We start from the raw sequence: 18,876 nt of genomic DNA on the forward strand, positions 1-18,876 counted from the left end.
TCTAGTCTACGAGCTCGATCGCTCTGGACAGTAGCTTCTCCCCATTGGCAAGCGCATAGATGCGGCTGTCAATGACCTCACATGGCTTGCCCTTCTGATCGCATACCTTCTGTACGGCACGCAGTTTATGACGAATCTGTGGACCAAGAAATACAACATCATACTCATCAATCAATTGCTCCAACTGGTCTACCGCATGGGCCTCCACCTTCCAGTCCGAGCGCTCTGGCCCCATTGCATTTCGAATGCTTTTCTCCAGAATACTAGTCGAAATACCTCCAGCACACACCAATAATATATTCATATTAAAGCACCTCCATAAATTTTTCAGTCATATCCCGTATAGCTAGTGTTGTCATCAGATGATCCTGAGCATGGACCAGCAGCACGGTCATCTCCACCTTCTGCCCACCTGATTCAGCGTGCAGTAGACTGGTCTGACTACGATGTGCCGCCTTGAGTGCCTGATTAGCCTCTTTGAGTAGCTCCTGAATCTTTTCTTCATTGCGTGGCTTAAGATAATCCATCGCCTCCAGCAGGAGAGAACGGGCAAGACCGCTGTTACTAATAATGTCCATACAGATCATTTCTACATTAAACTCTTTTGTCTCAGTCATGGTATTCACCTTCCACATCTTAATAATTGCAGTGCTCTATCTATCTTTCTCTAACTATCCTCAGTCGCTATACAAATCAATGCATCCCAAGCCATTCAAGTGCCTTCGAATTCGGAGCTCTAATATCTCCTGTTCATCACGAACTTCTCAACCAATGGCTCTGGCTCTACTCACTCCACTATGCAGCTAGCTCCTGCAGCTCTTCGTTGATCATTTTCTTCTCCAGACGCTTGAAGAACGGGAAGTAGATGGCAAGGTCTACCAATATAATGAACAGAGCAACTAATCCGGCCTTGAACGAGGCAGAAGCCGCCATAGCAATCAAGATGACTGGAGTCTGGCTAGGCACATTTAATATAGGAGCATTCAGAATATTGAACCAGTCAAAGGCTGCATAAGTAATGATGGTATTGACCACAGGCACCGTCAGGAACGGCACGAATAATAACGTGTTATAGGTTACAGGGGTACCGAACATCGTCGGCTCGCTGACATTAAAGATTGCCGGGATAATCCCAATCTTCCCAACCTGCTTCAATCCCTTGGATTTACTGAAGAAATTAAGCAACGCCAGTGCGAAAATCCCCGCACCACCGATCATGATGAAACCGAACTGCACCGGTGTGGTGAACACCTTATCGTAAGGAAGACCTGCAGAATAGTTATTTAGATTCGATGCAATATTTTGTAGTTCAATCGGAAGTAAGATCGGCATGACGATACTTCCACCATGAATCCCCATGAACCAGAAGAGGTTGATGAGAAGCATGAAGAATCCGACCATATATACATTATCAAAGTTTGATACCAGCGGACCAAAGATTGCCGTGATTAGTTGTGGAAGACGAATATCAAAGGCCGTCAGCAGTATCCGGTCCAAGCCGGCAAATACGATTACCGAAGCGACACCTGGCAAGATGGCGTTAAATGACGTCTGTACATAGCTTGGAACAGAATCCGGAAATTTGAAGCCAATATTGCGGCTGTGGAACAATCGAATAATCTCAACAACCACAATCGAGATCAGGATACCGGGAAAGATGCCCGTGGCTCCAAAGTTACTCATGGCCATCTGTAGCGTAGGAGCATCGTTCACCATCACCGTCTGTGGTTGACCTACGGTCATGAAGTAGATCATGGCACTATTGATTACTGCTCCCGCCTCATTTAGCTTATAATGACGGGCCAGACTGTAGGTAAAACCGAGCGTGAAGGCGATGCCGATAATTCCTGTCGATACATCATTAATAATGCGGAGCCAGGCATTTTCGGCGCCCCACGCTGCCCAGCCTTGCAGCAGAGATGGAACAAAGCCGTCTGACTGCATGACTATCTCTGGAATGGGCGGCTTTCCGATCAATACCGCAAGTGCTCCTACAATCGTGAGTGTAAGCGTACCTAGAATTGCCGTCATAATCGAGCGCAGATAGCGGTTATTGGAGGCCCAATCAGCCGCTGGACTCATGAACTTTTCTATAGATGCCATCATTTTATCAAACATATTCTAGACCCTCCTCTTAGCTGATACTTTAAGTATAAAAAAAATGATAACGCATTCAATTTGAATAATTCCGTTCGAAGTCGGAAAAAAACAAATGAAAAATCGCCCCTCCTGTCCAATTTGCTCACAGTCCCACTTGAGCTATAACGCTTATCATCAGGCTATAACGTTCTAAGACAGGAGCCTAGCTATGAATCGAATCTCGTCACCAGCCGACTCTCCCTATATCAAAGAGTCCAGCCCATCAGCAATACCACAAGCGATTATGTGGAAAACCGTATCCGAACAATGTAACCTGGCATGCAAGTATTGCTACTATAGTCATTGTCAGGGCCAGCTTCGTGGAGGCGTACAACGAATAGCACCGGATTTGCTGCAAAAGGTCATTCGCGAAATGATGTCCGCAGCCCGCGGTAACGCGACATTCTTATGGCAGGGGGGTGAGCCGTTGCTTGCAGGTCTTCCATTTTTTGAGCAGATCGTATCCTTCCAAGCCCAGTATGCCCGTCCCCATACGCTGATACACAACGCAATCCAGACCAACGGGACGTTAATTACCCGGCGCTGGGCAGCTTTTTTCAAGAGATATGCCTTTGTCGTAGGGGTCAGCCTGGATGGTCCTCAGCATATTCATGATGTGCAGCGGATCACTTCGTCTGGTGCTGGCACTTACTCGGCTGTGATGAAGGGGGTGCATACTTTGCGCGCAGAAGGCGTAGACCCTAATATACTGATGGTGCTGCACGAGGATCATATTCAGCGTCAGGAGGAGTTGTTCGATTGGATGGACAGGGAGTCATTCCGGCATGTCCAATTCATACCATGTATGAGCTTCACATCGCAGCAGTCCACTACGGACGCCAGTTACGCCATCAGCGCAGAGCAATATGGTACATTCCTGTGCAGAGCCTTTGATTGGTGGTATCGTGGGGGAAGACCTGAAGTCTCTATCAGATTGTTCGAGGACTGGCTACAGCAGATGCTCGGTCTGGAAAGCTCAAGCTGTATTCATGCTTCCAGCTGTCCGAGAGTGTTGGTATTGGATCATCTGGGTAATGCTTATCCGTGCGATTTCTTCATTCAGCCCAGCTTCAAGCTCGGCAATGCCAACACTCAGACATTAGCTGAACTGAACCAGGCTGCTGCCTGGGAATTCTTTCGTCAGGCCAAATCCGATCTTCCTCTATCCTGCAAACGGTGTGAGTACGTTCATTATTGCCGCGGAGGTTGCCCTCGCAACCGTCCTGTATCGGATTCTTCTGCAAGTATAGGTTGTGATTATTTCTGCAAAAGCTACCGCATGCTGTATGCTTACGCCGAGGATCGTATGCGCTTGCTTACTCAGCGGATCTTATCCAGCATGTTTTAGTTGATACAGCGCTTCTAACAGAAGCAGCACTAATCTCTGCTCTACGAGAAAAGGCTCCCGTTCCACAATGATGTGAGACGGGAACCTTAGAACAACACAATTCCAACTGCAGCAGACAGTAGGATAACTGCAAAAGGATGAAGTCTGTATTTCGCAATCGCGACCAGACAGGCACCACAGATGAATAGCATACCTATCGTATTCCAGCTCATGATGGGCTCCTCAGACACAGCCCCCATTCCAAAATGAATGGCCGCATATACAATCAGACCTGTGACAATGGGCCTCAGTCCATAGAAGGAGGAGTTCATCCAGCGATTATCCTGCAATCTTAAGAAAAAGGCTGCACAGCAGATCACGATAATCAATGAAGGCATGATAATGCCTGCTGTCGCTACAATAGCTCCTAATATCCCAAACTTAGAATAGCCTATCAACGTCGCTGTATTCGTAGCAATAGAGCCAGGTGCCATACCTGCGATTGTCACCATTTCCTGAAACTGACTTGGTTCAATCCAGCCCCGTGCCGTGACCTCTCGCTGTATCAGCGTCATTACTGCGTAGCCACCTCCGAACGAGAAGGCTCCTATTTTGAAGAACAACAGAAAAAGCTGCCAAAGCATTATGCATCACCTTCAAATGTAATATTCAGGATAAGTCATGTCCTGCTGCCGTTTGGCAGGTCGTTTCTCAGTTGCCGTGTTCATGCCCAGTGCCGACTTGATGGCAATCACGAGTACACCCACAATCGGGCCACCCAGCACCAGATAGAGTGAATGAACAGAGGTGAAGAGCAATATTGCTACACAAATTCCTGCAATGATGAGCGTAGATATATCAAAAATAGAGGACTTGAACATCTTGAAAGCAGCGATCAGAATTAACGCAACGATTGCTGCATGTACTCCCTTGAGTGCTGCTTCTACTTTGGGGACATCCTTGAACATCATACCAAAAATGCTAAGGCAAAATACGATAACAAACGTCGGTAAAGTAATACCCACGACTGCTATAATAGCTCCGAGCACACCCTTGAGGCGATATCCGATAAAAGTAGCCGCGTTTACCGCCACACCGCCAGGTGCTGAGCCGACCACCGAGATCATATCCGCCATTTCGGAGGGCTGCATCCACTTTTTGTTATCTACAATTTCGCGTTCAATGGCTGCCAGCATGGCATACCCGCCACCGAAGGTAGACGGACCAAGCTTTAGAAATACCATAAACAATTCAAGAAGTGAGGTGTTGTAATCTTTTTTTTGCGTAAGCTGATTCATAGCTTCTCATCCATTCTGGTGATGTCTTAATCATTCTCTAGTAACCCCATTATAGCACGTTTATTTCATTTTGGAATAAAGTAAGATTAAAAAAGCACATAAAAGGCGAATAAAGTCCTTTAAACTAACCCATAATGCCATAAATCGGAAAGTTAATTCCATTTTGGTATAAATAAGGACTATTCCTATCTTAATGCTATGAAAAAAACACCTTCAGGCTGAGAAGTCTACTCCTCTCGCTCAAAGGTGTGTGTACATCATTCTTAAGCATCGGCCACACAGCGAAAGCCTGTATTGCCAGACGAGCTGTCTGGAGTATTCTTGTTGCGTGCCGCGACGCGATACCTATTGCAGTAAGAATGGTGGCATAAGTATGAGCCTCCTCGCATGGAACGTGCATGGCCTTGGCTTGGTCCCAGGGGATTATGTTGGCTGGATTTTACATGGTAACGTGGGTCGAACCAGTCCGAGCACCATTCCCACACATTGCCGGCCATGTTATACAAGCCATAACCATTCGGCTCAAATGAATGAACAGGAGCTGTACCGATGTAGCCATCCAATGCTTCATTGTGGCTAGGGAACTGTCCCTGCCAAATATTGCACATATGCCGCCCCTCCGGGGTCAGTTCATCCCCCCATGGGTAGCGTGCCTGTTCAAGACCACCACGTCCCGCATATTCCCACTCTGCTTCAGTGGGTAGACGCTTCCCCGCCCACTGACAATATGCCTCGGCATCGTTCCACGATACATGAACTACTGGGTGATCCATTCGTCCCTCGAGATTGGACAACGGCCCCTCAGGCTGGCTCCAATTCGCTCCTTGAATAACATGCCACCAGGGAGTCTGCGGCACACTCGTGGAACGGTCAGCGCGCTGCTCGGAGGTCAACAATAAATGGAATACGAAGGAATTGCCGTATCGCTCGGCCTCGGTCTTATACCCTGTAGCGTTCACAAATGCTGCAAAATCCGCGTTCGTGACAGCATAGGGATCAATATAAAAAGGCGACACGAACACCTCTCTGACCGGTCCTTCTCCATCCTGTGGGAACCCTTCTTCATCCTCAGTTCCCATAAGGAATGATCCCCCTTCCAAGCGAATCATGGAGGCATACTTCTTTTGCTTTTTCGTACAGCAGCTATCCGTTTTATGGGTAATTAATTCCTCCGTCTGCGGCTGTTCTCGTCCGGGTGTACAACAGGAACTCGGCTTCTCTTGATGTTGTTGATCCATTTTAATCATCCTTTGCTCTAGACTCTACTACTTCCTGTGGAGGTTATCCTGAATCTCCTTTTTTGCTACCTAGCTTTCGCCAAATCAATCGCCAGCCCGGTATGCGCCAGTTGAATACCTGGACTCAGATCGTAGCTCTTACGAAGATCCACATCATGCGACATATGTGTAAATATCGTCCGCTTGGGCTTCAGCTCCTTCAGCAGCTCTACAGCCTCCCACATGTCGTACACCGAGCGCGTCTCGAACGCAGCCAGCTCATGCACAAAGCTCGTCCCCAGCACGAGCAGGTCCAGTCCTGCCAATGGTCTCTTCTCTTCCAGCTTCAGATTGATGGCATCCGAGCAGTACGCCCAGACGTAATCGCCTTTCATCAGACGAAAGGCATAGGAGAATCCATTCTTCCCATGACATACCTTCCAGGAATGAATGTGCCATCCGTTCAGTTCGATATCTCCATCGGTCTCCATGAAATCCATATGGCCACGAAGCCATGGGAACTGCTGTGCAATCGTGAGCAGCACCTCCTGCGGTGCGTACAGCTTGCCACGAATACCTAGCCAACGACAAGCGTCCGCCCATTCTGGAAGACCGCCAATATGATCAAAATGAGCATGTGTGATCAGGATCGTCGAAATCATACGCATGCCCTGTGCCTCCATCTGCTCTCTCCAATCCGGGCCACAATCAATCATGAATGGCTCTCCGCTACCGCTTATCAATACTGAGGAGCGTCGGCGGCGGTTCAGCCCGGTACTACGAGCCTCCTCACAGACCCCGCAATCGCAGTACACGCGTGGGACTCCCATAGCATCACCTGTCCCCAGAAAAATAAGCTGATCGTGATTCATCGTACAAGCCCCTCTCTATGTCTCATCCTGCTTCTACGATGATTCTAAGCCTCCTTGATTTTTTTTGCAAAAAAAAGCCGCTAAGTGCCGCTGGAACATTTCGGCTGACCCTTAGCGACAATCTTTTATGAATGCAAGCTTATAGAGGAGTTCCCTCTGTATGAAACGAATTTATTCGTACAAGAGCTACATATTTATTGCCTTAGGCCAAGACGTTCGAACTCTTCCTCAGGGGCTGCTATTTCCTTCATTTTCCGGATCAGCTTTTCAATCATTTTTTGCTCCAGGTCAGGCTCCTGTAACGGATGCTCCTGATTCGGGTCCTGCTCCATATCGAACAATAAATGTCCGATTTGATAAGAATTAATGTAATTAGGCACTGATAATTGCAGGACTGGCATGCCATTGCTGAAGCGATTCCCCTCCACCAGCTTGATCTGGGACAGGGATTGATCGTCGAAGAACCCTCTCATTCGTGTTACGGCCAGAGTCTGATTAATAAGCGGACCATTATCTGGCCTTACAGAGCTACGCATATACAGATATCTCCCATCATAAATGCTGACATGCCCACCGTTGACTCCGAATAATATTTCCGCATGCTGCTTCTCTTCCCTGATCATAGATAGCAAGGATGTGCCATCACGATCATAGCTATCTTCGACATTGAAATAGTCTAACAGTGTAGGGGCAAGATCAATAGTCTGGCACACCCCGTCATAGACGTATCCGTCATAGTTCGCTTCACCAGGAATGTGCATGAAGAACGGTAGATGAATAATCTCTTCATACATCGGCGCTATATTTTTGCCTAGCCAGTCATGCTCTCCCAGCAGGAAGCCGTGATCCGTATTGATGATGACCAGCGTGTCGTCCCACATGTTGTGCTCATCCATAAAATCCAACACTCTGCCGAGATGATGATCGCACATCGTTAGCAATGCAGCGTACTCTTTTCGCATCGCTTCTACCTGTTCTTGATTGCTGCTCTCATCAATTCTTTGATATTTAGGCCAGAATGGAATATCCTTGTCCTCACTACATGCGTACATCTCTCGATATTTCTCAGGGACATAGAAAGGCTCGTGCGGATCGAAGCATTCAATCTGCAGCAGCCACTGATCCTGATCATGATGCTGTGCCAGGAAATCCAGCCCTGCCTGAATCGTCTGCACGCTCGACATATCCTCTTCAGTCAACTGCCGTGTTCTATTGGCATAATGCTGAATAGCCGACACTCCTTCTTTATTCAGTGGATGTTGGTTGTCCGTTGGCAAGGCCTGACTACGTGGAACCCAACGATCCCCCTCCTGCCCCCGAAAGCCTTCCCAGGTCGAATAACGATTGTGATAGGTTGCTCCCCCGTCCTCAAAATAATGAGAATGATCTGTCACTAGATGGCAGTATACTCCCTTTTCCTGTAATCGCTCGAACACGGAATTGTCGAAGCTTTCAAGTGGCCCCCAGCCTCGGTGCAAGAAGTTATATCTCCCTGTCTGTAACTCTCTTCTGGCTGGCATGCAGGGCATGCTCCCACCATAGAAATTGCCGAAGGTCGTTGTCTTGTCACGCAAACGCTCAAAGTTAGGTGCCTTGACCCAATCATTCCCATAGTTCGGTAAATAGTTGCGTGTGAGGGTATCAAACATAATCATAATGGCTCTCATGTCATCACAATCCTTTATTATTACTCTTATATATTTAACTTGCCATCAAGCGCCGACAAGCCGTAGCAGTCTTGCTAGATACTGATCCAAAAAGTCCTGATAACCGCAATAAGATTCCTTGTCGTTAACATAGCAGGCTTCCTTCATTCGTTTGCAGCCCCCATTGCACATCTCCTTATAAGTACATGCCGTGCAATATTTCGATAAGGGCGGCTTATCTTGAATAAAGCATCCTGCTTGCTGCGATCTCGCAAGCTTACTAAGTCTATGCTCCGTGATATTTCCAATACACCATTCATCCAGTACGAAGAAATCACATGGATATACACTACCATCAGCTTCTATAACATACTGCAGCTGGCACTGACCTATCATGCCGCAGGTGCCGACTGTGCCGTTCGCGAATAGCTGCAAATGATGATCAAAAAAGCTCACATGCAAGTAGTTGCCCTTTCGACATTCCTGCTCCCATAACGGGTACAATCCTTTGTAGAAGGAGGCAAATCTCTCGGGTGTCAGGGCGTATACTGATCTATCTGGTGAATCCAGCTCATTAAGACAAGGGATGAACTGAACATAACGAATCTGATGCTCCAGCAAAAAGTTAAATACCTGTCGCGGATGTCTTGCCAACGGATTCGTCAGCACGCATAGCACGTTATATTCAATGGCATGAGCATCTAGCCGCTTCTTGGCAGCCATGACCCTGGTATACGTTCCCTGCTTCCTTGCATCCTTACGATATTGATCATGAGAGTCCTTCCCGCCATCCATGGACAGACCCACTAGAAATTTATGCTCCTTGAACAGCTTGCACCACTGATCATCCAGCAGCGTCCCATTGGTCTGAATTCCATAATGAACGACTTGCCTGTCTTGCTTGTGCGCCACATAGCTTGTAAAAGCCTTGAAATAATCCAGACCTGCCAAGGTCGGCTCCCCGCCTTGAAAGTTAAAGGTTACATGATCATATGCCTCAAGATCCATAAACACATGATCCAGCATGCTCTCCATAACCTCAATGTTCATTTTGCCAAAGGAGGTGCACGCTCTCTTCTCACTCACATCGGCATAGAAGCAGTACTCACAGCGCAAATTGCATGCTGAAGAAGCTGGCTTGATCAGTACAGATATATGCTTCACGAGCTTCACCTCCTTTGGTTACCCCTATGTGCGATTTATGCAATCGCCTGCGTACCTCTGTATAATGCTCCTGTTTGTTGACGCCGTAGTGGTCTTGCTGATTATTTAATAGCGTTAACGCTCTTGCTATCGTTCCAGAAGAAGAAGGTTAGCAGGAATGCAATAATGAAGGCAATGGTAATGCCAATGACTGCACCATAGAAGCCCATATCAAAAACACCGTTGTTAATATAGTTAGGCAGAGCCAGAATGCCCATACCGCCTACAACGTAGGCTTTGGAGCCCAAGAAGCCCATCAAGCCTCCACAGGCAGAAGCCCCTACAAGCGTAAAAATAAAAGGGTACTTGTTCGGTAACGTGATCCCATATATGGCAGGCTCAGAAATTCCAAAAATCCCAGTGGCAAAGCATGGAACACACAAGGTCTTCAGCTTGGAGTTCTTGGTTCTCAGGAAGACCCCAAGCACAGCCCCCAATGTCGCAAATGGCGTACCCAGCATTAATGCCAGTACGGGATCAAAACCAAATTGTGCGATGGTAATCAGGGCAATCGGAATCATTCCCCAATGCAGACCGAACATTACAAGCACCTGCCACAGTCCGCCGATGAACATCCCCGCCAGTGTTGGGTTCAGATCATAGGCACCTTTGGCCAAAAAGCCCAGAATAGCGCCCAGCCAAGTGGCGACGGGACCGATCACAGCAAAAGTCAGCGGAATAACAATTAGCAAGGTGAGGAATGGTACCATAAACATTTGGATGACTCTAGGTAGCTTGCTCTTCAGCCATTTTTCTACCTTGGCGGCAAAGAAGATGGCTATGATCGACGGAATCACCGACTGTGCATATTTCATAAGAAGGATTGGTATGCCGAATACTTCAAAATAGACAGGCGCCTGAAACACGGTTCCTTCGAATAAGGTATAGATCGGCTGGCCTCCACTAAGTAAGGACGTTAGACCTGGATAGACCAGCGAGGCGCCAATGATAATTCCTAGAATCGGAGACAGCCCAAATTTATTAGCTGAAGTGTAAGCGAGAACGACTGGGAAGAAGTAGAAGAAGGTGTCACCGATCGCCCACAGCATAATATAAAGCCCAGATTGAGCAGTAACAGCCTGCGTAGCCAACAAGATAGCCGCCAGCCCTTTAGCCATACCCGATGCTGCTAGAAGACCCAAAGCAGGAGTGAATACTCCTGAGACCACGTCGATAAATCGGTCAAGCACTTTGGCCTTCTTTGCTGGCTTTGACTCTACCCGGACTTCCGCAGCAGCTGTCGAGCTCCCTTGCTGGTTCACTTTTTCAACCTCTTTATACACCTCCGCTACATGAGGTCCAATGACGACCTGGAATTGGCCACCACTTTTAACCACGGTTACGACTCCTTCTAATTCCTTGAGCGCCTCTGCTTCTGCTTGTCCTTCGTCATGCAATTTGAATCTTAGACGGGTCGCACAATGCTCCAGACTCGATACATTGCCCGGTCCGCCTACCTTCTTCATGATTTCCTGCGCTAACTTCTGATAGCTCATATCTTAGATCCCCTCCCATAGCTGCAAGTGCCACTAATGCTGTATGTCCGGACTATTGCATTAAAGCAAGCGCTTACGATAAACTCAGTATACATTCGACCTCCGACAAAAAATACGCTTTCAGAGCACCTTGGGAAGATGTCCACCATTCAGAAAATAACTGGAAATGAAAGGATGAATTCAGATGAAATTCGAACATATACTGGAAAAAAACCATGCAAAACTTAATGAACTGGACCAACAAATTGCATCTTTTATTTTGAATCATAAAGCAGAAATTCCAAAGCTGAGCATCGTGGAGCTAGCTGAAAAAAGCTATACCTCGAAGTCTTCCATATTTCGCTTTGTACAAAGGCTGGGATTCTCAGGCTATTCGGAATTCAAATACCTGATTGAGTGGGACAACCATGAACTCGGTACAGCTCAGAACATTTCGATTGAAGTTGTGGGGCAGCAGCTAATTCATATATTGAATAAAGTAAAACAGACAGATCTGCCAAAGCTGTATAGCCGATTGTCCAGCAGCAAGCGAATTTATTTGCTATCTACCGGACTCACACAGCAGCTGCAAGCTCAGGTGCTGCAACGTAACTTCCTCAAGATCGGCATCAGTATGAGCTTGATCCCATTAGACATCGGAACACATTTAACCAGCGCGGTCGTTGAGAAGTTGGAGCCTGAGGATTTGCTAATTGTGTTCTCCTACTCTGGTGAGAATCTAGCACTCAAGGAAGCACTAACGATACCTTTACTTAAGAAGATTCCCGTGATCTCCATTACCAATACCCAGCAGAACTGGCTGAGTCAGCAATCCGATTTCCATATCTCAACCTATATCGAGGATTTCAGGGAGACTAATCATTTCACCTCCAGCTTCGTACACAATATTATTGATTTTATTACCTATGAATTCGAACAATATCATAAAGAAAAAATGAGTCAAAGGTTGCAATGAACGACTGAAATTGAACAACCGACTTTCATGCAATGCAAAAAAGCCCTGTACCCCAATTGCTGTGGTAACAGAGCTCTTTGTTTATTTCCCCTATAAATACGTCCCTTGCTCAGGGCTAATGATCAGGCCAGTGCTCGAAGCTTGAGCGTCAGCTCTACGCCTTTGTCCACCTCATTGGTGTCCGTTACAACCCAGTTTGCAGCCAGTCGTTGCTCCAGTACCTCAGCTTGCTCCTTGCTCAGCAGCAGACCTGAAATAACGCCCTCTCCAACGGTAAAATCGACGTCAGGCTGCAAGCCGAACCGCTTGGAGATCCAGATGCCGAGTCCCCCACGTGTATTGAAGGTGATCCGATATCCCTCCGTGACTGCTGTCTCCAGCTCCTCCCCGTGCTCCTTCGCATAGGTGAACAGATCGGTATAGCTCAGGTCTTCATCAGCGACGGCGTCAAAGGCTGCGGTGTCTTCCGCACGAATCGCCTGAAGTATTGCTTCCTCAGACATGCCGCGCTGGCGGGCATTTTCCAGACGGATGGCTGTAAATTGAGATATTTTAACAACAGTACTCATGCATTCGTTCCCCTTACATCCTTAACTAATGCAGCAGCCATTCTACTGCCTCATCTTCCTTATCTTACTTCCAGTCACATTAGCTTGGCAATGACGAAGCCGAACTCCGTTTTTTCCGCAAGCATTACAAAGATTAGAGTTTTTGAAATACTATTCGATTCCATTTCATAACTCACTTAAGATTGATCTTTGTAGCTGGAAATAGTCAAATCATTTTGAGCTAATCTAGTCCCGATTAAAACAGCTAAAGTTATAATGAATTGATTCATTCATATGGAATTTCTACACGAACATCGTCTAATGCAGGCACGTTGCTTATTAGTCCTTCAGATTTTAGCCAATCGATGTTTTCCTGCCAACAGGAATCATTTTGACTCAGGAAATCAGCTTGATCATTCTCCATCAGGGGAAGAAGTATGCCTAGGCTCTGACGCTCAACATTCTCAGATAAAGGAAAATTGTCTGCATTCTGATGACTTAATAAGATTTGTAATGCAGCCTCTGGTTCAGCTTTCATATCATTAAAGCCTTTTTTAGAGGCGCGCAAAAATTTCGCTAACGTGTCAGAATCAGATGCAATCATAGCATCATTAGCGAGAAAAACGCCTTCATAATAGGATGGCACACCATATTTCTCCAAAGTAAACCAATTAATATCAAAGCCCTCCTCCTGAAGCTGAGGAACCTCGTGATTAATTAAGCCACCGATTGTGGCATCTACATTATCCGTTGTCATGGAGCTCATGAGCTCAAAGCCGACATCAACCATATTGACATCACTGCTGTCTGCACCAGCACGAGTCATGACGCTACGAATAAGAGCCTCGGATAACTCTGTTCCGGAATAGCCAATCGTTTTGCCTTTTAAATCCTTTGGAGAAGTGATGTTCTTATCCGCTAAAGAAATGATTGCATTAAGTGGAGCTTGTACAACAGCACCAATGGATTTTACAGGTACTTGCTGATTCGCTCTTGTAATAATTACATCCTGCTGATAATAAAGTCCAATATCCGCTTTTCCTGCTGCTACAAGTGAAATTGCGTCATTACTGTTAGAAGGAAATTGCAGGTTTACTTTCAACCCTTCTTCTTCGAAGTAGCCCTTCTCAATGGCTACATAGAGAAACGCATGTAAGGCATTTGGATACCAATCCAGCACAACATTAATCTCGCGTAAATCCTGAGGGGATGAGGCAGATGGTGTAGACGTATTTTTGGGTGTACATGCAGTAGCTGCTAACAGGATAAATATTAGTGTAAAAATAACCCCTGTTTTTCTCATGAATTCGTGCCTCCATATTCGTTTAGGACTCACCACGCCAGTGAACGAAGCGGCGCTCTAGCAGTCCGATTAGTGCGACCGAGGCCATAGCAACCACAGATAATAGTACAATTGGTGCAAACACACCTGCACCATCGAGCTGAGTCATCATGCGGCGTGAAAAATAACCTAGACCACTCTGTGCACCTAGCCATTCTCCTATGGCTGCCCCTATGACACTAATTGGAATTGCCATCTTTATAGCTGAGAAAAAATAGGGCAAGGCGCAAGGGAATTTGATTTTGAAGAAGATATCTCGTTGAGTAGCACCATAGGTAAGGAGAAGCTCCTTCATATCATGACGTGCACTACGTAAGCCGTCGTAAACGGTAATGGTGATCGGAAAAAATGTAATTAATATGACTACAAGCACCTTGCTCCATATCTCATAACCGAACCATAAAACAAACAATGGTGCGATAGCTGTAGTAGGAATTGTCTGAGAGCCTACAACGATCGGATACAGACATTTACGCAATAGCACACTGACATCCATTAGTATAGCTAACGCGACTCCAAGGACTATGGATAATACGAGCCCAATACTGGTAATCAGCAGAGTGGCGGGCAGATGAACTGTAAATAATGGCATACGCAGATCCCATATTTTTCTGAAAATCTGAATTGGGCTTGGCAAAATATAAGCGGCATTCAGGTTCATCGCTCCCAGTTGCCACATCATCAGAAGCGCCAACAACACAATAAGAACTGGCAAATTATTATAGTGGGGTAGCTTCCTCATAGGATCACATTATTCCTTAATGTATGGATCAAGTCTTCTCGCAGTACTGCTATTTCTGGTCTAGCGAGTGATTCTCGCCCTCTAGGATAATCTCCAGGAACATCTATTTTATTGAATTGCGTTATTGGTGTGCTTGTTACAGCTAACACACTTTGCGAAAGAAATAATGCCTCATCTACATTGTGAGTAATAAAGAGAATCGTTTTTTTGTGCTGCTCCCATTGCCCAAGCAACCATTCCTGCATACTAATGCCAGTTAAAAAATCCAAGGCAGAAAACGGCTCATCCAGTAATAGTAAATCTGATCCGGTTAGCATAGTACGGGCAAATGCAGCTCGTTGACGCATGCCACCTGATAATTCATGGGGCATCTTGTCGTAGCAACGATGTAAGCCTACATTGTCCAGCGCCTCAGCTATTAACTCCTTGCACTGCGCCTTGGAGTAGCCACCTATAATTTCTAAAGGCAGGGCAAGATTCTCTCCAACGGTTCGCCATGGGAACAGCATATCCTTTTGTGGCATATATCCGCAGTAATGCTTCCGGGTTCCGATCGGCGCTCCATCGATTAGAATAGAGCCTGACTTTGAAGGGAGTAATCCATTAATGAGGTGAAATATCGTGCTTTTACCACAGCCAGAGGCGCCAACAATACAGTGGAAGGAGCCCGCTTCAACATTAAATGACAAGGTATCAATAATGTCAAAATCCTCAGAAGCATACTGATAGGACACATTTTGAAATGTTAATGAACTCAATGCTCAAGCCTCCATGCCATCTCCCAAAAATCAAGCTCAAACCGACTACACATCACGAAAATATCCTCCATCCGTTGGTAAACTTCCTCGCTACAGCCTTCTAATAGCTTGTCCGTTAACGTCACAAGGGATTGATTGTTCTCATTATACTCCGAGGATGCATATCCTTTTATCCACTCACCGTAAAATGCATGATCAGCTGCGCCAGGCTTTCGGGCAAGAGCTTGGCCAATCTCTGCATAACTCCATGAGCATGCTAATATGGATACGAGCACCTCTGCTACGCCACCAGCATGTGAGACAGAGAGCATATAATGGGTATAGGCTGCATTTTTCAGTGCTGGTTGTACCTGAAAAACCTGATCCTCCGTAATTCCTAACCGCTGCATATAAGAACGATGAATTTTCATTTCACCATTGAGAATGTTGTCTACTTTTTTACTAAAGAACTGCATTAATTTGGGGTCCTGTGACTTGACGATCCCTAGTGCAAATACACGGGCATACTCGAACAGATATGAGTAGTCTTGTAACAAATAATAGCGAAATTGCTCTACAGCTAAGGAGCCGTCCCCAATCCCTGTAACAAAGGGATGCTGTAGACATTCCTTCCACACAGGCTGTGCCGCCTGGTATAGTCGTTCTGTAATAGTCATCAGGTGTTCCTCCAATCCATAATGTAGGTATGATGATGTAGGGTATGATGCATGTACAATGTACGAATCATGTATATATCTTATTGAGCATCCATCAAGCCATCCCTCCCGTGACTAGGAAGCAGCATGGCTTAGCTGCGCTGTGAGATCATTTGCTGTGCTAGCTGTAGTAAATGTGCAGTGGCTGCGCCTGGATGTGGCTGTGCAAATATAGCAGAAATGATTGCGACACCATCTACCCCACTGCGCGAGAGCTGTAGCACATTCGTGTCATCAATGCCCCCAATAGCAACGACAGGGATGCTTACGGCATCTACAATTTCTTGTACGTCAGCAATGCTTAAATACTCTGCATCGTTTTTGGTAGTGGTGTTAAACACAGCTCCGACCCCGATATAATCAGCTCCTGCTACTTCTGCCTCCTTGGCGCTAGCTACTCCATTCGCGGAAATGCCAAGAATCCTGTCTGGGCCGATCAGGGACCGAACATCCTTACCCACAATATCGGATTGACCCACATGAACACCATCTGCCCCGCATTCCAGGGCAACTTCAATATTGTCGTTGACTACAAAGGGAATCTGATATTGCTGTGCAAGGCTGCGTAGTTCAATTGCTTCTGCCAAAAATTCGTCGAAGGGCAGCTCCTTCTCACGCAATTGCAGAAAGGTTGCACCATTCTGGAGCACCTCTTCGGTCACTAGTGCTAAGGAACGGCCTTGCAGCCACCTACGATCTGTAATGGCATACAGCAGCATGGATGATCGCAGAGCTTGCTTAGACCATTTCAATGCGAGCACCCCGATCCAGCACCTGTTCCGTCAGATTAAACATGGCATCAATAAGGTCTGTTCTAAAGCTTGCATTGCCGGTTCCATTTTCCAGACGACGCGCATCTGCTAGCTCACCAGATAGACCCATGGCGGCCATCGCAGCTACCGTTGCCTCAAAATTAGATTCCGATGCGCCTGCGCAGAATGCTCCAATCAAGGACGTAAGCATACAACCGCTGCCCGTGATCCGTGCCATCGTTGCACTGCCGTTGTGAACAATGGCATGCTGTGATCCATCGGTTACGATATCCATTGCACCGGATATGGCAATAACACTTCCTGTTTTTTGAGCAAGCATACTGGCGACATCCACTGCTTGAGGAAGATTTTCCTTGGTCACTTGATCGAGTGTACTCACATCTACGCCACTACCCAGCTTTTTTCCAAAGGCGATCGCTTTAATCTCCGAGGCGTTGCCACGTATGGCGGTAAACTGTATTTCGTTCATAAGCTGATGTACAGCATCTAATCTTAAAGATGTACCTCCTGCCGCAACAGGGTCCAGTATGACAGGACGTTGAAGACGATTCGCTTCTTTACCAGCCACCAGCATCGCTTCCAGATCCTCAATCGTTCCCATATTAAGGACCAGCGCATTGGCCGCAGCCACCAGCTCTGCGACCTCATGCTTGTTGTGAGACATGATGGGGGAAGCTCCGGCAGCCAGAAGAATATTTGCACAATCGTTAACGGTTACATAATTCGTAATACAATGTACTAATGGATTGTTGCTTCGTACAGGAGTGAGGTACTGGGATGGATTCATTGCTATGGCTCCTTTCGTTTATCAATTTTTTGTATCCATTTTGTGATTCGATAGGATATGTGCTTATTTACTGCCACCCTCTGCAATAGCATAGTTATGGTGCAAAGGCCCATTGCCTGCTCCTAGATTCAGACCCGCATGCAAGCAGGCGGTGATGTACGTCTTGGCACGGTCGAAAGCCTCCGGAAGGCTGTGTCCCATGGCTAAAAAGCTTGCAATTGCAGAAGACAGCGTACAGCCCGTGCCGTGAGTATTGATATTTTCTATTCGTTTTGCCCTATACCAGTAAGACTCGCCATCCATCATGAGAAGGTCATCAGCATCCACTAGACTATGCCCCCCTTTCAGGGCAACTGCACCTGTGAGCTTGCATCCGATCGTGTCAGCTGCCCTAAGCATGTCCTCCTTCGTGTTAATCTCGAAGCCACACAATTGCTCTCCCTCTTTCAGATTCGGGGTAATCACTTCTGCCAAGGGGAATAGCTCCTCTTTTAACGCGGTGAGTGCATCATTTTGCAACAATACACTTCCACTTGTTGAGACCATGACGGGATCTACAACAATATGCTCTGCCTGATATTGCCGTAATTTAGCTGCGATGGAGCGGATAATAGCGGCATTGGATACCATACCAATTTTGACAGCATCGGGTCTTATATCTGTAAAAACACAGTCTAACTGCTGCCCAACAAACTCCGGTTCAGACTCAAAAATTCCAACTACACCTGTCGTGTTTTGGGCTGTCAGCGCTGTAATGACACTCATCCCATATACGCCCAAGCAGGTCATCGTTTTTAAGTCTGCCTGTATTCCTGCGCCACCACTGGGGTCAGAGCCAGCAATGGTCAATACAGTTTTCATATGTGTTAGTCTCCTTTCCATGTTCAATGACAAAAAAAAAGCGAAACATCCGTAGGACGTTTCGCTGACAAAATAAACTAGTACAATGGTATAGCATGAGCTAACCATGTATAGCATTCTATCGTTGCGTCCCTACGTTGGCATTATCCAAATCAGGTAAGGTCGGTGTAACACCCTCTCAGCCGGTTAAGGCTCCCTTGCAAACGGTAGTATTCAA

Annotated in this window: 20 protein-coding genes and 1 riboswitch; of the genes, 2 read left to right on the forward strand and 18 right to left on the reverse strand. The window is 46.5% G+C overall.

Going from position 1 to position 18,876, the window contains the following annotated elements:
* Position 1 precedes the first annotated feature (1 nt).
* The 3 genes from D328_RS0118690 to D328_RS0118700 all read right to left on the reverse strand — a co-directional run bounded on the left by D328_RS0118690 (position 2) and on the right by D328_RS0118700 (position 2,118).
* Positions 2-304, reverse strand: a complete 303-nt coding sequence (locus D328_RS0118690) for a PTS sugar transporter subunit IIB (RefSeq protein ID WP_018886567.1) — start codon at positions 302-304, stop codon at positions 2-4.
* A 1-nt stretch (position 305) separates the two neighbouring features.
* Positions 306-617, reverse strand: a complete 312-nt coding sequence (locus D328_RS0118695; protein WP_018886568.1) for a PTS lactose/cellobiose transporter subunit IIA — start codon at positions 615-617, stop codon at positions 306-308.
* A 178-nt stretch (positions 618-795) separates the two neighbouring features.
* Positions 796-2,118 (reverse strand): PTS sugar transporter subunit IIC, encoded by a 1,323-nt coding sequence (locus tag D328_RS0118700; protein WP_018886569.1) that lies wholly within the window; start codon positions 2,116-2,118, stop codon positions 796-798.
* 190 nt (positions 2,119-2,308) lie between these two features.
* Between D328_RS0118700 and D328_RS0118705 the strand changes: the two genes are divergently transcribed.
* Positions 2,309-3,487 carry an anaerobic sulfatase maturase gene (locus D328_RS0118705; RefSeq protein ID WP_018886570.1) on the forward strand — a complete coding sequence of 393 codons (1,179 nt, stop codon included), beginning with the start codon at positions 2,309-2,311 and terminating at the stop codon, positions 3,485-3,487.
* An 86-nt stretch (positions 3,488-3,573) separates the two neighbouring features.
* Here D328_RS0118705 and D328_RS0118710 read toward each other — a convergent pair whose 3' ends face one another.
* From D328_RS0118710 to D328_RS29405, 7 genes are all read right to left on the reverse strand, one after another.
* Entirely contained in the window at positions 3,574-4,110 is a 537-nt protein-coding gene (locus D328_RS0118710) for a chromate transporter (RefSeq protein ID WP_018886571.1), read from the reverse strand.
* 12 nt (positions 4,111-4,122) lie between these two features.
* The gene (locus D328_RS0118715) at positions 4,123-4,764 is read right to left on the reverse strand and encodes a chromate transporter (RefSeq protein ID WP_018886572.1); all 642 of its coding nucleotides are present in this window, start codon (positions 4,762-4,764) and stop codon (positions 4,123-4,125) included.
* Between the two features lie 263 nt (positions 4,765-5,027).
* Positions 5,028-6,002, reverse strand: a complete 975-nt coding sequence (locus D328_RS0118720; protein WP_018886573.1) for a formylglycine-generating enzyme family protein — start codon at positions 6,000-6,002, stop codon at positions 5,028-5,030.
* A gap of 65 nt (positions 6,003-6,067) precedes the next feature.
* Positions 6,068-6,853: an MBL fold metallo-hydrolase gene (locus D328_RS0118725; protein ID WP_018886574.1), complete on the reverse strand. Its 786-nt coding sequence runs from the start codon at positions 6,851-6,853 to the stop codon at positions 6,068-6,070.
* A gap of 194 nt (positions 6,854-7,047) precedes the next feature.
* Positions 7,048-8,520 carry a sulfatase-like hydrolase/transferase gene (locus D328_RS0118730; RefSeq protein WP_018886575.1) on the reverse strand — a complete coding sequence of 491 codons (1,473 nt, stop codon included), beginning with the start codon at positions 8,518-8,520 and terminating at the stop codon, positions 7,048-7,050.
* Between the two features lie 45 nt (positions 8,521-8,565).
* A complete protein-coding gene (locus tag D328_RS0118735; RefSeq protein ID WP_018886576.1) occupies positions 8,566-9,663 on the reverse strand; it encodes a radical SAM/SPASM domain-containing protein in 1,098 nt (365 codons plus the stop codon).
* Positions 9,664-9,764: 101 nt separating this feature from the next.
* Positions 9,765-11,198, reverse strand: coding sequence for a PTS transporter subunit EIIC (locus D328_RS29405; RefSeq protein ID WP_018886577.1), 1,434 nt, complete (start codon positions 11,196-11,198; stop codon positions 9,765-9,767).
* 184 nt (positions 11,199-11,382) lie between these two features.
* Here D328_RS29405 and D328_RS0118745 point away from each other — a divergent pair, with 184 nt between their 5' ends.
* A complete protein-coding gene (locus D328_RS0118745; RefSeq protein WP_018886578.1) occupies positions 11,383-12,153 on the forward strand; it encodes a MurR/RpiR family transcriptional regulator in 771 nt (256 codons plus the stop codon).
* Positions 12,154-12,275: 122 nt separating this feature from the next.
* Here the strand turns inward: D328_RS0118745 and D328_RS0118750 are convergent, their stop codons facing one another.
* The 8 genes from D328_RS0118750 to thiD all read right to left on the reverse strand — a co-directional run bounded on the left by D328_RS0118750 (position 12,276) and on the right by thiD (position 18,659).
* Positions 12,276-12,722 (reverse strand): hypothetical protein, encoded by a 447-nt coding sequence (locus tag D328_RS0118750; RefSeq protein ID WP_018886579.1) that lies wholly within the window; start codon positions 12,720-12,722, stop codon positions 12,276-12,278.
* Positions 12,723-12,987: 265 nt separating this feature from the next.
* Positions 12,988-14,004 (reverse strand): ABC transporter substrate-binding protein, encoded by a 1,017-nt coding sequence (locus tag D328_RS0118755; protein ID WP_018886580.1) that lies wholly within the window; start codon positions 14,002-14,004, stop codon positions 12,988-12,990.
* Positions 14,005-14,026: 22 nt separating this feature from the next.
* Positions 14,027-14,785: an ABC transporter permease gene (locus D328_RS0118760; RefSeq protein ID WP_018886581.1), complete on the reverse strand. Its 759-nt coding sequence runs from the start codon at positions 14,783-14,785 to the stop codon at positions 14,027-14,029.
* Positions 14,782-15,543, reverse strand: coding sequence for an ABC transporter ATP-binding protein (locus D328_RS0118765; RefSeq protein WP_018886582.1), 762 nt, complete (start codon positions 15,541-15,543; stop codon positions 14,782-14,784). Before D328_RS0118765 ends, D328_RS0118760 begins: the two co-directional genes overlap by 4 nt.
* Positions 15,540-16,199: a thiaminase II gene (tenA, locus tag D328_RS0118770; RefSeq protein WP_018886583.1), complete on the reverse strand. Its 660-nt coding sequence runs from the start codon at positions 16,197-16,199 to the stop codon at positions 15,540-15,542. Before tenA ends, D328_RS0118765 begins: the two co-directional genes overlap by 4 nt.
* A gap of 131 nt (positions 16,200-16,330) precedes the next feature.
* Positions 16,331-16,990: a thiamine phosphate synthase gene (thiE, locus tag D328_RS0118775; protein WP_018886584.1), complete on the reverse strand. Its 660-nt coding sequence runs from the start codon at positions 16,988-16,990 to the stop codon at positions 16,331-16,333.
* Positions 16,977-17,798 carry a hydroxyethylthiazole kinase gene (thiM, locus tag D328_RS0118780; protein ID WP_018886585.1) on the reverse strand — a complete coding sequence of 274 codons (822 nt, stop codon included), beginning with the start codon at positions 17,796-17,798 and terminating at the stop codon, positions 16,977-16,979. Before thiM ends, thiE begins: the two co-directional genes overlap by 14 nt.
* 63 nt (positions 17,799-17,861) lie before the next feature.
* Positions 17,862-18,659 carry a bifunctional hydroxymethylpyrimidine kinase/phosphomethylpyrimidine kinase gene (gene thiD, locus D328_RS0118785; protein ID WP_018886586.1) on the reverse strand — a complete coding sequence of 266 codons (798 nt, stop codon included), beginning with the start codon at positions 18,657-18,659 and terminating at the stop codon, positions 17,862-17,864.
* A 111-nt stretch (positions 18,660-18,770) separates the two neighbouring features.
* Positions 18,771-18,868: riboswitch (TPP riboswitch) on the reverse strand.
* Between the last annotated feature and the right edge of the window lie 8 nt (positions 18,869-18,876).

Source organism: Paenibacillus massiliensis 2301065 = DSM 16942 (assembly GCF_000377505.1).
Classification (GTDB): domain Bacteria; phylum Bacillota; class Bacilli; order Paenibacillales; family Paenibacillaceae; genus Paenibacillus; species Paenibacillus massiliensis.

Coding starts and splice junctions, on each gene's coding strand:
- D328_RS29405 (WP_018886577.1), bottom strand. CDS start 11,198: ATGAGCTATCAGAAGTTAGCGCAGGAAATCATGAAGAAGGTAGGCGGA.
- D328_RS0118715 (WP_018886572.1), bottom strand. CDS start 4,764: ATGAATCAGCTTACGCAAAAAAAAGATTACAACACCTCACTTCTTGAA.
- thiM (WP_018886585.1), bottom strand. CDS start 17,798: ATGAATCCATCCCAGTACCTCACTCCTGTACGAAGCAACAATCCATTA.
- D328_RS0118720 (WP_018886573.1), bottom strand. CDS start 6,002: ATGGATCAACAACATCAAGAGAAGCCGAGTTCCTGTTGTACACCCGGA.
- D328_RS0118695 (WP_018886568.1), bottom strand. CDS start 617: ATGACTGAGACAAAAGAGTTTAATGTAGAAATGATCTGTATGGACATT.
- D328_RS0118760 (WP_018886581.1), bottom strand. CDS start 14,785: ATGAGGAAGCTACCCCACTATAATAATTTGCCAGTTCTTATTGTGTTG.
- thiD (WP_018886586.1), bottom strand. CDS start 18,659: ATGAAAACTGTATTGACCATTGCTGGCTCTGACCCCAGTGGTGGCGCA.
- D328_RS0118705 (WP_018886570.1), top strand. CDS start 2,309: ATGAATCGAATCTCGTCACCAGCCGACTCTCCCTATATCAAAGAGTCC.
- tenA (WP_018886583.1), bottom strand. CDS start 16,199: ATGACTATTACAGAACGACTATACCAGGCGGCACAGCCTGTGTGGAAG.
- D328_RS0118745 (WP_018886578.1), top strand. CDS start 11,383: ATGAAATTCGAACATATACTGGAAAAAAACCATGCAAAACTTAATGAA.
- D328_RS0118750 (WP_018886579.1), bottom strand. CDS start 12,722: ATGAGTACTGTTGTTAAAATATCTCAATTTACAGCCATCCGTCTGGAA.
- D328_RS0118710 (WP_018886571.1), bottom strand. CDS start 4,110: ATGCTTTGGCAGCTTTTTCTGTTGTTCTTCAAAATAGGAGCCTTCTCG.
- D328_RS0118755 (WP_018886580.1), bottom strand. CDS start 14,004: ATGAGAAAAACAGGGGTTATTTTTACACTAATATTTATCCTGTTAGCA.
- D328_RS0118690 (WP_018886567.1), bottom strand. CDS start 304: ATGAATATATTATTGGTGTGTGCTGGAGGTATTTCGACTAGTATTCTG.
- D328_RS0118700 (WP_018886569.1), bottom strand. CDS start 2,118: ATGTTTGATAAAATGATGGCATCTATAGAAAAGTTCATGAGTCCAGCG.
- D328_RS0118730 (WP_018886575.1), bottom strand. CDS start 8,520: ATGAGAGCCATTATGATTATGTTTGATACCCTCACACGCAACTATTTA.
- D328_RS0118725 (WP_018886574.1), bottom strand. CDS start 6,853: ATGAATCACGATCAGCTTATTTTTCTGGGGACAGGTGATGCTATGGGA.